Origin of the sequence: Algibacter miyuki (assembly GCF_030409805.1) — a bacterium.
Classification (GTDB): Bacteria; Bacteroidota; Bacteroidia; order Flavobacteriales; family Flavobacteriaceae; genus Algibacter; species Algibacter miyuki.
This window is the reverse complement of the sequence record NZ_JAUFQP010000007.1, coordinates 369561-383979: the sequence shown is the minus strand read 5'-3', so window position 1 is coordinate 383979 and position 14419 is coordinate 369561. Positions and strand designations below refer to the sequence as shown.

10 protein-coding genes are annotated in these 14419 nt (G+C 35.2%); 6 read left to right on the top strand and 4 right to left on the bottom strand.

The window, feature by feature from the left end; translation table 11 throughout:
* Nucleotides 1-17: 17 nt before the first annotated feature.
* Complete coding sequence (locus QWY92_RS04705) at nucleotides 18-797, bottom strand: alpha/beta fold hydrolase (protein WP_290268870.1); 780 nt, start codon at nucleotides 795-797, stop codon at nucleotides 18-20.
* Between the two features lie 50 nt (nucleotides 798-847).
* Nucleotides 848-1504 (bottom strand): hypothetical protein, encoded by a 657-nt coding sequence (locus QWY92_RS04700; RefSeq protein ID WP_290268868.1) that lies wholly within the window; start codon nucleotides 1502-1504, stop codon nucleotides 848-850.
* 115 nt (nucleotides 1505-1619) lie between these two features.
* On the opposite strand from QWY92_RS04700, the gene QWY92_RS04695 reads away from it, so the two are divergent.
* A complete protein-coding gene (locus tag QWY92_RS04695) occupies nucleotides 1620-2942 on the top strand; it encodes an aspartate kinase (protein ID WP_290268866.1) in 1323 nt (440 codons plus the stop codon).
* Between the two features lie 87 nt (nucleotides 2943-3029).
* Here QWY92_RS04695 and QWY92_RS04690 read toward each other — a convergent pair whose 3' ends face one another.
* A complete protein-coding gene (locus QWY92_RS04690; RefSeq protein ID WP_290268864.1) occupies nucleotides 3030-4322 on the bottom strand; it encodes an aminopeptidase P family protein in 1293 nt (430 codons plus the stop codon).
* Between the two features lie 154 nt (nucleotides 4323-4476).
* On the opposite strand from QWY92_RS04690, the gene QWY92_RS04685 reads away from it, so the two are divergent.
* From QWY92_RS04685 to QWY92_RS04665, 5 genes are all read left to right on the top strand, one after another.
* On the top strand, nucleotides 4477-6237 hold the full coding sequence (locus QWY92_RS04685) for a T9SS type A sorting domain-containing protein (protein WP_290268862.1): 1761 nt from the start codon (nucleotides 4477-4479) through the stop codon (nucleotides 6235-6237).
* Nucleotides 6238-6424: 187 nt separating this feature from the next.
* A complete protein-coding gene (locus QWY92_RS04680) occupies nucleotides 6425-7102 on the top strand; it encodes a succinate dehydrogenase cytochrome b subunit (protein ID WP_290268859.1) in 678 nt (225 codons plus the stop codon).
* A gap of 12 nt (nucleotides 7103-7114) precedes the next feature.
* Entirely contained in the window at nucleotides 7115-9127 is a 2013-nt protein-coding gene (locus QWY92_RS04675; RefSeq protein ID WP_290268857.1) for a fumarate reductase/succinate dehydrogenase flavoprotein subunit, read from the top strand.
* Between the two features lie 11 nt (nucleotides 9128-9138).
* Nucleotides 9139-9879 carry a succinate dehydrogenase/fumarate reductase iron-sulfur subunit gene (locus tag QWY92_RS04670; protein WP_290268855.1) on the top strand — a complete coding sequence of 247 codons (741 nt, stop codon included), beginning with the start codon at nucleotides 9139-9141 and terminating at the stop codon, nucleotides 9877-9879.
* A 152-nt stretch (nucleotides 9880-10031) separates the two neighbouring features.
* Nucleotides 10032-10949: a M28 family peptidase gene (locus tag QWY92_RS04665; RefSeq protein ID WP_290268853.1), complete on the top strand. Its 918-nt coding sequence runs from the start codon at nucleotides 10032-10034 to the stop codon at nucleotides 10947-10949.
* On the opposite strand, the gene QWY92_RS04660 is transcribed toward QWY92_RS04665, so the two are convergent.
* Nucleotides 10946-14368: a DUF8818 domain-containing protein gene (locus tag QWY92_RS04660; protein ID WP_290268851.1), complete on the bottom strand. Its 3423-nt coding sequence runs from the start codon at nucleotides 14366-14368 to the stop codon at nucleotides 10946-10948. The genes QWY92_RS04665 and QWY92_RS04660 overlap by 4 nt on opposite strands.
* Nucleotides 14369-14419: the final 51 nt, after the last annotated feature.

The window sequence follows — 14419 nt, the reverse complement described above, 5'->3', positions numbered from 1 at the left end:
ATTAAAACGATGAAAAGTTATATTTTTTCGATGAAATGCATTATTTCTAGTAAGAAAATGTCTTTATTTTCGATATGTGACATATGTCCGTCCGGAAGTGTTACTAAATGGACTTCAGTGTTTTTGGTTTGTTGAACAAGATTGTCGTAGTTTAAAACGGGGTCTTTTTTTCCGGCAATCATCATTTTTTTAAAAGGTGTAAAGTGTAGTAAGGCTTCACGATCGTTTCTAATTTTCATGCCTTCCAGTGCTGCAATAATGCCTTGTAACTGTGTTTGTTGTGCTTTTTGAGTGGTTTCTTTTATTTTATCAGCAAAGAGTTTACGGTTTTTTGGGCGGAATAAATTTCCGATAGCCATTCTAATAAAGGTTTTATGATTTTGTTTTACCGCTAAAATAGCGCGATTCCGGTTATGTTTCTTTTCTTCGGTGTCGGCACTTGCGGTGGAATTCATTAAACATAAACCTTTTAAGGCGTCTGGGTTTTCTTCCGCGAAAGCGAGCGCCACATAGCCGCCCATAGAATGACCAATAAATGTAGAACGACGAATTTTTAGGTGTTTTAAAACGGCACTTACCGCATCGGCCATGAGTTCCATGCTATGTACGTAGCCTAAACAGTCGGTGTTGCCGTGGCCTAATAAGTCGATGCAAATCACCCGATTCTTTTTTATGAGAGTTGGAGTGATATCGTCCCACATGCTGCTGTTTTCTAGAAAACCGTGAAGGAGAACAATAGCACTTCCGCGACCTTGATCAGTATAATATAGGTTTATGCCTTTGTAATTTAAAATCATGAATTTTTAATAAGGAGGGCAAAGATACGCTATCGAATAGGAATTAAAAATTAAGATTTCACACGTTTAATGGCGGCAAATGCTTGGTCTACATATTCGTCTTCAACTAAAATGGTGAACTCATTTGTTGTAGAAATAACTTCGTAAAGTACAATGCCTTCCCAAGCTAAGCGTTTAAAAAAATGATAATATAGGCCTGCGATTTTAGAGTTGTCTTGTGGTAAATTTATGCTAATAGCAGATAAACCTTCTTGCACTGCTAAAAAGCTTTCGTGTTTTAAGGAGGTTTGTATAAAATCGTTTAAGCTACTGGAAATAATGATGTTGCTTTCGTGAATGCCTCTAGTGAAGGTGTAAAATAATTTTGATTCTTCGTTAATTCTTGCTAAAATTTTCGCATGATTATCAATGAGCGTTCCTGAATTCTTAACCGTGTAATCGGTAAGGTTAGAGCGTACGGTAATGTCTCCTAAATTTTGAATTACCCGTTTCATTTTAACCGAATTGGTTAGGGTTGTAGGTGGATTGTATCGGCGTAAAGCCATCATTATAGCGCCTGCTTTTACATCTTTTTTCAGCATTTTACTTATCGGTTCGGTAAGTTCTAATGCTAATGCGCTAAAATTTATAATGTTTCTAGATAGTGCTTCCTCTAAGTAAGGTTGCGATATTAAAATGTCTTCTACACAGTTGGATACCGTTTTCACGTTAATTATTTAACAATTTGTGCAAAAATAAACATATTTTCGAATAAATAGCGTTTTTCCGATTAGGAGTTTTAATTTTGTCTATAATATTAAACTAATAAAGAAGTAATAGCGTATGAAAGTTTTAAAATTTGGAGGGACTTCGGTCGGGTCGGTTGAGAATATGCTTAATGTTAAAAACATTATTAACGACGGCACTAAAAAAGTGGTTGTGCTTTCTGCAATGTCTGGAACCACAAACCAATTGGTGGCTATCGCGAAGGATATTAAAAGTAATCAATCGAGTTTAGCGATAGATCAAATAAGTAAGTTGAAAAACACTTATTTTGAGGTTATTGATACCTTATTATATAATGAGGCGTTAAATAAAGAAACGAAAAGTTATGTTTCTGAAGTGTTTGGGTTTTTAACGGAATGTGCTTCAGGTGTGCCTTCTGTTTTGTTGGATAATCAAATTGTTGCTCAAGGCGAATTACTTTCAACCTTTATGTTTAATAGTTTTTTAAAGCAAGAAGGTGTGCAGTCGGCTTTGTTGCCAGCTTTAGATTTTATGCGTATTGATTCTTTTAAAGAGCCAGATATTGATTATATAAAAGAAAAATTCCAGGTGGTTTTAAATGAAGCTGGATCGGCTGATATTTATATTACCCAAGGTTTTATTTGTTTAGATGCTGATGGTGAAGTGTCAAATTTACAACGTGGCGGAAGTGATTATACAGCGACTATTATTGGTGCTGCTATACTTGCGGAAGAAGTGCAAATTTGGACTGATATTGATGGGATGCATAATAATGATCCTAGATATGTTGAAAACACCAATCCGATTTCAAATTTATCTTTTGATGAGGCAGCGGAGCTCGCTTATTTTGGAGCAAAGATTTTACATCCACAAACGGTAACACCTGTAAGGGCAGATAGTATTCCGGTAAGATTAAAAAACACGATGAATCCAGAAGCGCACGGAACTTTAATATCAAGCAAAACTTCGGGCGATGGTATTAAGGCTATTGCAGCAAAAGATGGTATTACGGCGATTAAAATTAAATCGGCACGTATGTTACAGGCGCATGGTTTTTTGAAAAAGGTGTTTGAAATTTTTGAAACGTATCAAACTTCAATCGACATGATTACAACTTCAGAAGTTGCTGTATCTTTAACTATTGATGATGATGAAAATTTAGATAAAATTTTAGTAGAGTTACAAAAAATAGCATCTATTGAGGTTGATAAAAATCAAAGTATTGTGTGCTTAGTAGGGCATGCGGTTGTTAATCATCAAGAAACTTATAAGTTATTTCAGATTTTACAAGACGTAAAAATCAGGATGATTTCTTATGGAGGAAGCAATAATAATATTTCGTTATTGATAGATTCTAACGATAAAATTAATACATTACAAAGATTAAATAATTATTTGTTTGAATTAGTCCCTCAATAAACATTTTAATAATTATTTTTTTTCTAAGCAAAAAGGGTCGTTTTTTTAACGACCCTTTTTTTATTGAATTATTTTTTTTGTGTTGGTTTAAGCGTTCATGATATCTTCAATTTCATCAGCTTCCAACGGAATGTTTCTCATTAAATTAAAAGGTTCTCCGGTTTTTTGAATCACCACATCATCCTCTAAGCGAATACCAAATCCTTCCTTCGGGATATAAATAGCCGGTTCTACAGTAAACACCATGTTTTTTTGCATTGGCTCTGTGAGTATGCCGTAATCATGTGTGTCTAATCCCATGTGGTGGCTTGTGCCGTGCATGAAATATTTTTTATAGGCTGGCCAATCTGGATCTTCATTTTGAACATCGGCTTTGTCTAACAGGTTTAAATTTAAGAGTTCGCTGGTCATTATTTTTCCAACTTCAGCATGATATTGTGCCCAGTCCGTTCCGGGAACCAGCATGCTTGTTGCTTCAGTTTTAACTTTTAATACGGCGTTGTATACTGCTTTTTGTCTATCTGTAAAACGTCCAGAAACAGGGATGGTTCTGGTCATGTCGCTAGAGTAGTTTGCGTATTCTGCACCAACATCTAGTAAAATTAAATCGCCTGCTTTACATTGTTGGTTGTTTTCAACATAGTGAAGCACGTTAGCATTGTTTCCGGAGGCTACAATGGGAGTGTACGCGAATTTTTTAGAGCGATTTCTTAAAAATTCATGCATAAATTCTGCCTCAATTTCAAATTCCCAAACACCAGGTTTTGTGAAACCTAAAATTCGTCGGAATCCTTTTTCTGTAATATCACATGCTTGTTGGATTAAGTCTAATTCAATCGGGTCTTTTATAGAGCGTAATCCTTGTAGGATGGGGTTGCTTTTAGCAACTTGATGTGCAGGGTATTTATCTTTTAACCATTTAGAAAAACGATCTTCTCGGGTTTCTGTCTCTACGTTAGCGCGGTAATGTTCGTTGGTGTTTATGTAAACGGTTTGGCATTGTGTCATAATTTCGAACATGACTTTTTCCATATCTTGGAGCCAGTATACCGTTTTTATTCCACTGGTTTCAAAAGCTTTGTCTTTGGTTAGTTTTTCGCCTTCCCAAATAGCAATATGTTCGTTTGTTTCTTTAAGAAATAAAATTTCTCGGTGCTTTTCTTTCGGGCAATCGGGGAATATTACCAAAATACTTTCTTCTTGGTCTACGCCGCTTAAGTAAAAAATGTCTCGGTGCTGCTCAAAAGGCATGGTGCTATCTGCGCTAATAGGGTAGATGTCGTTAGAGTTAAATACAGCTAAGCTATTGGGCATCATTTTATTAGCGAAATTTTGTCTATTCTTGATGAATAAGTCTGAATTAATTGGATGATATTTCATGCGGTATCTTTTATTGTGTAATTTGAAATACAAAAATAATGATTTATTTATTGGTGTTTTTGTGAAAAAAAAGCATGGAAATAACATCAAAAAACAGTAAATTGCGCATCTCTAATTAGCTCTCCCTCATCCATTTGTAAATTAAATTGTTATTATGAAGAAAATTACTACAAAAAAAATACTTCTTACAGTATTTTCTAGTTTTATTGGGCTCGCTAGCTTAAGCGCTCAAGTTATGTTGAAGGAAATTCCCTTGGAACAGCAAATTGAAGCGTCTAGCTTAGTTGTTGAAGGAAAAGTGATTTCGAAAGAATCTTTCTGGAATGCAGAACACACCGAAATTTATACAGTTAATACTGTAGAGGTTTATAAAGTATTCAAAGGAGAGCAATCTCGAACAGTAGAAGTTGTGACACCGGGAGGGATTGTTGGTGACACGGCGGTGAAAATTATGCCTAATTTAAATTTAAATTTAAACGACGTTGGGGTATTTACCTTGTATAATGACGAATCGTCTAAAAGTAATACGTTTAAAGCGTATAGCGGAGTGCAGGGTTTTTATAAATATAATTTAATCGAAGATGTTGCAACAAATCCTTTTAATAAAAAAGAAGGTATTCAGGCGGTGCTTTATAAAGAAATAACAAATGAAACCAAAGTAGGTGTTTCTGAAGTTTTAGAATTTAGCGTTGCGAAGTTTTTAAATAAGACGGCTCAAAGTAAAGGACTTTTGGCTGCTGAAAATATATCGTTTTCTGAAAAGCCTGTAACGGCAGGAACAGGAGAGGTTTTAGCAATTACAGGTACCGATTTTGGTACTGAAAAAGGAAAAGTTGGATTTGCTAACACTATTGACGGTGGTGAAAGTGTTGTATATGCTTTAGATTCTCAAGTTTTAACATGGAAAGATACTGAGATAACAGTAGAAGTGCCTTCTTTAGCGGGTACTGGTGCTGTAACTATTGTTGATGCAAATGAAGGTTTAGCGCAGTCTGATGGCATATTAACGGTGTCTTATGCAGTGCTTAATTATGATGATGAAGTAAATGCTTTTATGGTTCAGCATTATGGTGCTAATGGTGGTGCTTTCGTTTGGAATAGAAGTACGAGTTTAATAAATAATGCTCCAGCTTTAGCATCTTTTACGAGGGCTTTTGAAAACTGGCGTTGTGAAACTGGGATTAATTGGGTTTTCGGTGATAATACATCGGTTTCTAAAGCAGGAATAGATGGTTTAAATGTTATTGGTTTTAGCGAAGGTTTAGGTGATCAAGGCTATTTAGGACTTACCACTTTAGTGTATAAGAGGAGTTGTAACGGTGATGGAAACTGGGTTGTTGCAGAAATTGATATGGTTTTTGCCGATCTTGATAATGATGATGGTTTTGAAGAATGGTATTTTGGTGAGAATCAAAATGGAATATTTTTCGAGATAGATTTTGAAAGTGTTGCGCTCCATGAGCTTGGGCATGCGCAATTGTTAGATCATGTTAATGATAATAATGATGCTATGGATTTTAATTTCGGTAGTGGTCAAGTGATAAGAACTCTTAATGATGGAAATAAAGAAGCAGGTCATCTTATTCAGGAGTTGAGTAGTACTAATGTAGTTTGTGAGTATCCTTTAATGGCTACTTATAAATGTACATTAGGTATCGATGAAGATGTTTTAGAAAGTAGTATTGAATTATATCCAAACCCAGCAAAAAATGAGTTTTTCATCAAAAATGCGTCTTCAGTAAATGTTGAAAAAGTAATGGTTTACGATGTTAATGGGCGTTTAGTGTCTAAGGTTGATGTGTCTAATAATTCAGGTCTTAAAACCATCAGTTTATCCGGGGTTTCTAGCGGACTTTATTTCGTTAATATTCATTCAGATATCACATCTATTACTAAAAAATTAGTAGTAAAATAAAGCCTTTCTTTTAAGGTTTTAAATACAAAATAAAACTCATCCTATGTTTTCTGTATAATTATAGATTTCATAGGATGAGTTTTTTAATTATAATCATTCTAAATACAAAATAAAACCCGCTTTAAAGCTTGTTAAAAATACATGTGGTCATTACCTTTGTTAGTATATATAAACTAATTTTAAAATAATGAGCGGATTTTTTAAATCTTCAATTGGAAGAAAAGTTGCTATGGCACTTTCTGCATTCTTCCTCATGTTTTTCTTGTTACAACATTTTGCAATTAATATCCTGTCGGTATTTAGTCCAGATATTTTTAATGAAGTGTCACATTTTATGGGGACAAATCCTTTAGTGCAATTTGCCTTGCAACCTGTTTTAATTTTTGGTGTGGTATTCCATTTTATTATGGGTTTCATTTTAGAACTTAAAAACAAAAAAGCAAATGGCGTTAATTACGCTAAAAATAATGGTGCTGCAAATTCTTCGTGGATGAGTAGAAACATGATTTGGTCTGGTGTAGCTATTTTGGCCTTTGTGGTATTGCACTTTATCGATTTTTGGTTTCCAGAAATTAACACGAAATTTATTCAAGGCGATTGGTCTGGAACCATGGAAGGTGTTGAAGGTTTTCGTTACTATGAAGAATTGGTTCATAAATTTGCAAACCCTGCACGTGTTATTGCTTATGTTATTGCTTTTGTGTTTTTAGCATTACACTTAATGCATGGATTTACATCTGCTTTCCAATCTATGGGATCTACAGCAGGAAGAAAACAAACATTACAAAATATTGGTAAAGCCTATTCTATTATTATCCCATTAGGGTTTATTTTTATAGCACTTTATCACTTTTTTAACCATTAATCTTATAATAGTATGGCTTTAGATTCAAGAGTACCAAAAGGTCCAATTAAAGATAAATGGACAGATTATAAAAATCATATAAACTTGGTAAACCCAGCAAATAAACGTCACATCGACATTATTGTTGTAGGTACAGGTTTAGCAGGTGGCTCAGCCGCTGCAACCTTAGCCGAGTTAGGATATAATGTAAAAGCATTTGCTTATCAAGATTCGCCACGTCGTGCGCACTCTATCGCCGCTCAAGGTGGTATTAATGCCGCGAAAAATTACCAAGGTGATGGCGATTCTACATATAGATTATTTTACGATACCGTAAAAGGTGGCGATTATCGCTCACGTGAAGCTAACGTTTATCGTTTAGCTGAGGTGTCTGCAAATATTATTGATCAATGTGTGGCACAAGGAGTTCCTTTTGCACGTGATTATGGCGGACTTTTAGATAACCGTTCATTCGGTGGTGTATTAGTATCCAGAACATTTTATGCTAAAGGACAAACTGGACAGCAATTATTATTAGGAGCATATTCGGCAATGAACCGCCAAATTGCGCGTGGTAAAATTGAAATGTTTAACCGTCACGAAATGCTAGACGTTGTAAAAGTAGACGGGAAAGCACGTGGTATTATTGCTCGTAATTTAATTACTGGTGAAATAGAAAGACATTCAGCACATGCTGTTGTTATTGCTTCTGGTGGATACGGAAATGTATATTTCTTATCAACAAACGCTATGGGGTCTAACGCTACTGCAGCTTGGAAAATTCATAAAAAAGGAGCGTATTTCGCTAATCCTTGTTATACTCAAATTCACCCAACATGTATTCCGCGTTCGGGAGATTATCAGTCTAAATTAACGTTGATGTCTGAGTCTTTACGTAATGATGGACGTATTTGGGTTCCAAAAAACATGGAAGATGTTATGGCAATTCGTGAAGGTCGTAAAAAACCAACCGATTTGTCTGAAGAAGAAAGAGATTATTACTTAGAAAGAAGATACCCTGCTTTCGGTAACTTAGTCCCTCGTGATGTTGCATCTCGTGCAGCTAAAGAACGTTGTGATGCTGGTTATGGTGTTAATGCTACAGGCGAAGCAGTGTATTTAGATTTTGAATCTGCTATTTCACGTTACGGAAAAGAGCAAGCTAAAATTCATAATATTACAAATGCTTCTGAAGCTAAAATATACGAATTAGGGCAAGCGATTGTTGAAGCTAAATACGGAAACTTATTCCAAATGTATGAGAAAATCGTAGATGAGAATCCATACAAAACACCGATGATGATTTATCCTGCAACACACTACACAATGGGTGGTGTTTGGGTAGATTATAACTTAATGACAACGGTAGATGGTTTATACTGCATTGGTGAAGCTAACTTCTCCGATCACGGTGCCAACCGCCTTGGAGCTTCAGCTTTAATGCAAGGTTTAGCCGATGGTTATTTCGTGTTACCTTATACTATTGGTGATTATTTATCAAATGATATTCGTACCGGAAAAATTTCAACAGAAACTAAAGAATTTGACGAAGCTGAAAAAGCAGTTAAAGATCAAATTAACTTCTTTATCAATAATAAAGGATCAAAAACTGTCGATCATTTCCATAAACGCTTAGGTAAAGTAATGTGGGATAAAGTTGGGATGGCACGTAACGCTAAAGGTTTAACAGAAGCTATGGCTGAAATTAAAGCCATTCGTGAAGAATTCTGGAAAGATGTTATGGTTCCTGGAACTGCTGATGAAATGAACCCAGAGTTAGAAAAAGCCGGTCGTGTTGCCGATTTCTTAGAACTTGGTGAGTTATTCGCTAAAGATGCTTTAGTTAGAGAAGAATCTTGCGGTGGACACTTTAGAGAAGAATCTGCGGAGTTAGATGGTCCTCAAAAAGGAGAAGCAAAACGTAACGATAAAGATTTTGCTTTTGTTTCAGCTTGGGAATATAAAGGAGAACCTGCCGATGCGGTTTTACATAAAGAAGAATTAGAATTTAAAGATATTGAACTTAAACAACGTTCATACAAATAATAAAAGGCACTATGAATTTAACACTTAAAATTTGGAGACAAAAAGACTCAAATGCAAAGGGTCAAATGGTCGATTATAAAGTAACTGATATTTCAGATCATATGTCTTTTTTAGAAATGATGGATGTTCTAAACGAGCAACTTGTAAATTCTGGAGAAGAGCCTGTGGCTTTCGATCACGATTGTCGTGAAGGAATTTGCGGTATGTGTTCTATGTATATCAATGGCGAAGCGCACGGTCCTGATCGTGGGGTAACAACCTGCCAGTTACACATGCGTATGTTTAAAGATGGCGACACCATTACTATCGAGCCATTTAGAGCAGCAGCATTTCCAGTAATTAAAGATTTAGTTGTCGATAGAATGGCATTTGAACGTATTCAGCAAGCTGGCGGATTTATTTCTGTTAATACTTCTGGAAACACTCAGGATGCTAACTCACTTCCTATTTCTAAAATAGCAGCCGATGAAGCGATGGATGCAGCAACCTGTATTGGTTGTGGAGCTTGTGTTGCTACGTGTAAAAACTCGTCAGCGATGTTGTTTGTTGGTGCTAAAGTATCTCAATATGCATTATTGCCACAAGGTCGCGTAGAAGCTACAGAACGTGTGCAAAACATGGTAGCGCAAATGGATTTGGAAGGTTTCGGAAACTGTACAAATACAGGTGCTTGCGAAGTGGAATGTCCAAAAGGTATTTCATTAGATAATATTGCTAGAATGAATAGAGAGCTGATGAAAGCGTCTATTTAATTTTATAATAACATTTTAAAAAATCGTCTAAAAAGAAATTTTTAGGCGATTTTTTGGTTCATAATGGTTGTGATATTGCGAAAAAAGCCGCTGTTATTTTACCAAATATGAGTATATTCATTCAGATGAAAAATTAAATATCATTGCTTTTTATGCCCAAATTTTTAACAATTATTATATCGATTTGCCTCTTGTTTTCGATTGAAGGAAATTCACAAATTTGTACTAATGCCGATGCTTTATTTAGTAAAACAGCCTTGTTGAAACACTTAAAATCCTTATCATCTGATGCTTTTGAAGGGCGACGAACCGGTACAGATGGAGGAATAAAAGCTAGAAAGTATATTGTAAACCAGTTTTATAGTTTAGATGTTTTACCATTAGTTCAAAATTACGAGCAAGCATTTCAGTTTTCTAGAAGTAATAAGGATTATGATGGTGTTAATGTTTTAGGTTTAATTAAAGGTTCAGGTTTTGAGAAGAAATACATCGTTATAAGTGCGCATTACGATCATGAAGGGGTAAAGCGCGGTAAGATATATAATGGCGCAGATGATAATGCTTCGGGAGTATCAGCTTTATTTAGTTTTGCTGAATATTTAAAAAAGTACCCGCCTAAGCACAGTGTAATTTTAGCTGCTTTTGATGCTGAAGAATTAGGTTTAAAAGGTTCTGAGTATTTTGTGAAAACTGCTATAATGACAAACAATAACGTGGTTTTAAACATGAATATGGATATGATTGGGCGTAGCCATCAAAATGAATTATTCGTTGTAGGAACAGCTTATAATGAAATTTTAAAAAACATGGTTTCTGAAGTTGAAATCAGCAAAAAGATCAAGCTTGTCAAAGGGCATGATGGTTTCGATGGCTTAGAAAATTGGACTTACTCTTCCGATCATGCCAATTTTCATAAAAAGAAAGTGCCTTTTTTGTATTTTGGAGTGGCCGATCATGAAGACTACCACGAACCAACAGACGATTTTGAGAATATTCAACCTGAATTCTATATCCATGCTGTGGAAACTATTATGAAGGTATTCGAAAAAATAGACCAATCTGGGTTTTAGAAATACGCTTTCAGTTGAAACGATCCTGTATGTATGGTTTTACTCGTTTCTGTTTTTCTTCCGAAGTAGCTAAAGTTTAAATCTAAAAAACGAGTCAGTTTTTTTTGAGCTAAAAGCGTCCAAGTATAGTTTTTTCCAGGCTGTAAACCTTCAAGCATTTGGTAGGCTACAGGTGTGCTTGCGGAACCTTCAAACTGATTGGAAAGAAAGTTAAACTCACCATTTATCGCTCCTTTATCTTTATTGTTTAACGTGAAAGATGCGCCATATTTTTGTTGTTGTAATGATTCTAAATCACCGATAGTATTGGTTTTATCTTCAAACTGATAGAAGATATCAAAACTAGAACTATCATTAAATAAATATGATAATTTTGGGTTCAGTCTGGTTTCATCAAAGTTGTAATTCCGACTTGAATAATTTTCACTAATACTCTCGTTATTTTCAAAAGTTGATAGTAAATTAACGAGCCAATTTCCTGATATTTTATGATTGAAATGCAGTTGATGGCTTTGAACACTGTTTTCAATAAACCCTATGGAAAGCACACTGCGCGTGGTATTGTCTAAATAAGTGTACGACGTAGTGTAATGTTGTTTACCTCTATTAAAAAACAATACGTTTCTAAAATTTAGCTGCAGCCCCAGTTGGTCTTTGGAGTTTTTTTCAAAAGGATTCAGGTTGAATTGTGCACCTTCACGCTTTATTTTCCGATCAATTAAATAAGCGGTTTGTGTGTAGAAGTGCGACCAAAACTGCTCAAATTTCTTTTTTGAAACCGTCCATTTCGATGGGTTTATAGTTAACGTTTGGCTCAACCTGTTCTGGTGCGTTTTAATATAGACTTGATTGGGTAGCAATACACGTACATATTTTCCTTGATCTTGAAATGCTGCAATTTCAAATTCGTCTAGTTCCTGAATGCCGTTTTCGTTATAATCTATCCAAGCGTAGGTGCCTTGCCCAGCTTCAACTTCCACGTAAGTGAAATCTTGTTGCGGTAAAGTGCCCGAATTGGTTTCGAAAATAGTATTCCATTGTACCACTTGCTTAAATAACTTTTGATTGAATTGCAATCGAGAATTTAACGATTGCTCGTTTTCTACCGTGTTGTCTTCACTTTTCAGCGTTCTGTAATTGGCAAATAAAGCGAGGTTGGTATTTTTATTCTGAACTAATTTTGAATCTAAGTAAAACGTGTTCGATGTGTTTACTTTTTGCAGTATGTTGTTTCTTAAACTATCGTTTACACGATTTTTATAACCTATTTCGGCAAAGACTTTAGTGCTATCACCAACACCAAAAAATGCCTCGTACGATTTATATTTCTGACTTAATGCTGTTAGTTGTCTGGTGCTAATATCAGTTTGCTGATTATCCTCAATGGCCAAAATAGCGCCAACCCAACTCGATTTCAAACTATAAGAAAAACGATTATACGAGCGTAAAAACGTTGAAGTATTTTGGTTTGAATTTGCGTTTAGAAAACTGGAATTGGACGTAATCTGAAATTTATCAAAAAATAAATTAGCTTGTGCTATATGACGATTCCCGTTGAAACCATCAGAAAAATTTAAATGTTCAAATTGATAATTAGCCGTTCCTTTAGTAGGATGAAACACCCGAAACCCTGAATTTACAAGTAATTGGTTGCCAAGGTTTGTGCCAATACCATTGAGGTTGGTGAGGTCTAAATTCCAATCTCTATTAAATTCGGGGTTGTAAAGGCCTTCAATATTTCTGAAATTCGAACTGATATAATCACTATCAAAAAGCGCATTTACATTCCAAAGACTATCCGTTTTTATAAGTTGCTGTTCGATATTTAATTTTCCTGCAAAACCGTCGTTGTTGGTGTCGTCAGTTTTCGAAAATAAGTTTAAATCATTTTTACTTCCCGAAGCTTCAAAATTAATCATTGTTTTTTCCGAAGGATGATAACTTCCGTTAACCACAGCAATTTGTAATTTTGTAGGCGCTATAAGTTGCACAACAGGGGCGTAGTTTCCCTGAGAAACTCCAACATATTCATAAATGTTATTGATAGCGTTGGTGCTGCCTAAATTATAATCGCCCAAACCAGTTCCAACGAAAGAGAAGGTAACCCTGTATAATTCATCAGCTTCGTTATTAGAAAACACGAAAGCTTCAGCGCCATCAATAAATTCTTTTTTGTATAAAATCCGATTGTCATTTAAAGCTTCTTGAACGGCAGAAGGTGCGACCATTAACGATTTATCATCACCAGCATTAGCTAAAATGTTGACTTGTTCTTCGGAAAGGTTTTGCTGTAAAGGTTGGTTTTTGGCATCGTTTTCAGAATAAATCGAAACTCCAAGTTTTAGTTTATCACTCTCAAAACCACCTCCACCATAGGCTACAAATCGCGAATAATTTCTATCGCTAAATTGATAATCGACGGTAATACGCATTTCCGAAGTTATTGGGAACGTGGAGTTAAATATAATTTCGCCAGCGTTATAATCAATAATGTAATCTTCGCCTTCACCGCGACTCACTGCAACGCCGTTAACATAAACGGTTTCGCTGCCCGAAACAATAAGGACAAACAATTCGCCATTGGTGCCTTGTAATTTATAAGGGCCTTGGTTGCCTTCTTGAGCTGTAAATTGACTGGTTGTAAATTGGCCTCTAACTAATGCACCGGCGGCAAATAAATCGGTTTTAGAGTTATCCTCTCCCAATTTTAAATTAAAGTTTAAACCTTGTACACGTTTGGAGAAATTAGCAAAATAGGAATCGGTATTAACCAAATCGATATCGCCTGCTCTAATTTGCCACTCATTGGTAAATAATTCAATAAAAACTTGATCAAACTCATCTAAACGCTGGCTGTATCCGCTTTCCTGTAACGGAATATTAGCATCTTGAATGGAAGCGCGAAGCGAAACTTTATCGTTGAGCTTTCCTGTAATTTGAAGATCGAGTTCGCTGTTTAAAACTGAATTTTGATTATTACCAATAGTCACCCCACGAGAAATACTTCCGGAAGTCGTCAAACCATCAAAAGGAATAAAGGTTTTAGAGGTGTTAGGCTGTGATAGTTTATATAAATTATTGAGGTTACGCGTATTTTTAACAATAATATGTTCGTCTAATTGACGATAAGTTTTGGTTAGAAACTCCGGGAATTTTAAATAATTTATAATTATCGAATCTATTTCAATCGGTTCTTTGAACATCAATACAGCTTTTGGAAAATTGACAGTGTAAAAGCTAGAATCAATTAAAGTACTATCCGTTTTTTGTACAGAAAACCTACTCGAATTAATGCTAACACTATCAATTTGGATAATGGGTTTTACTGCAACTTTTTTCGTTTTATAAATGGAAGTTTGGTTCTGCGCCATGCCACAAAAACCAATTAAAACCATTATTATGCTTGTAAAAAACTTCATTAAACTCTTAAACTGAAAAAAAATTGAAATATTTTATTGATACCTTCGTTA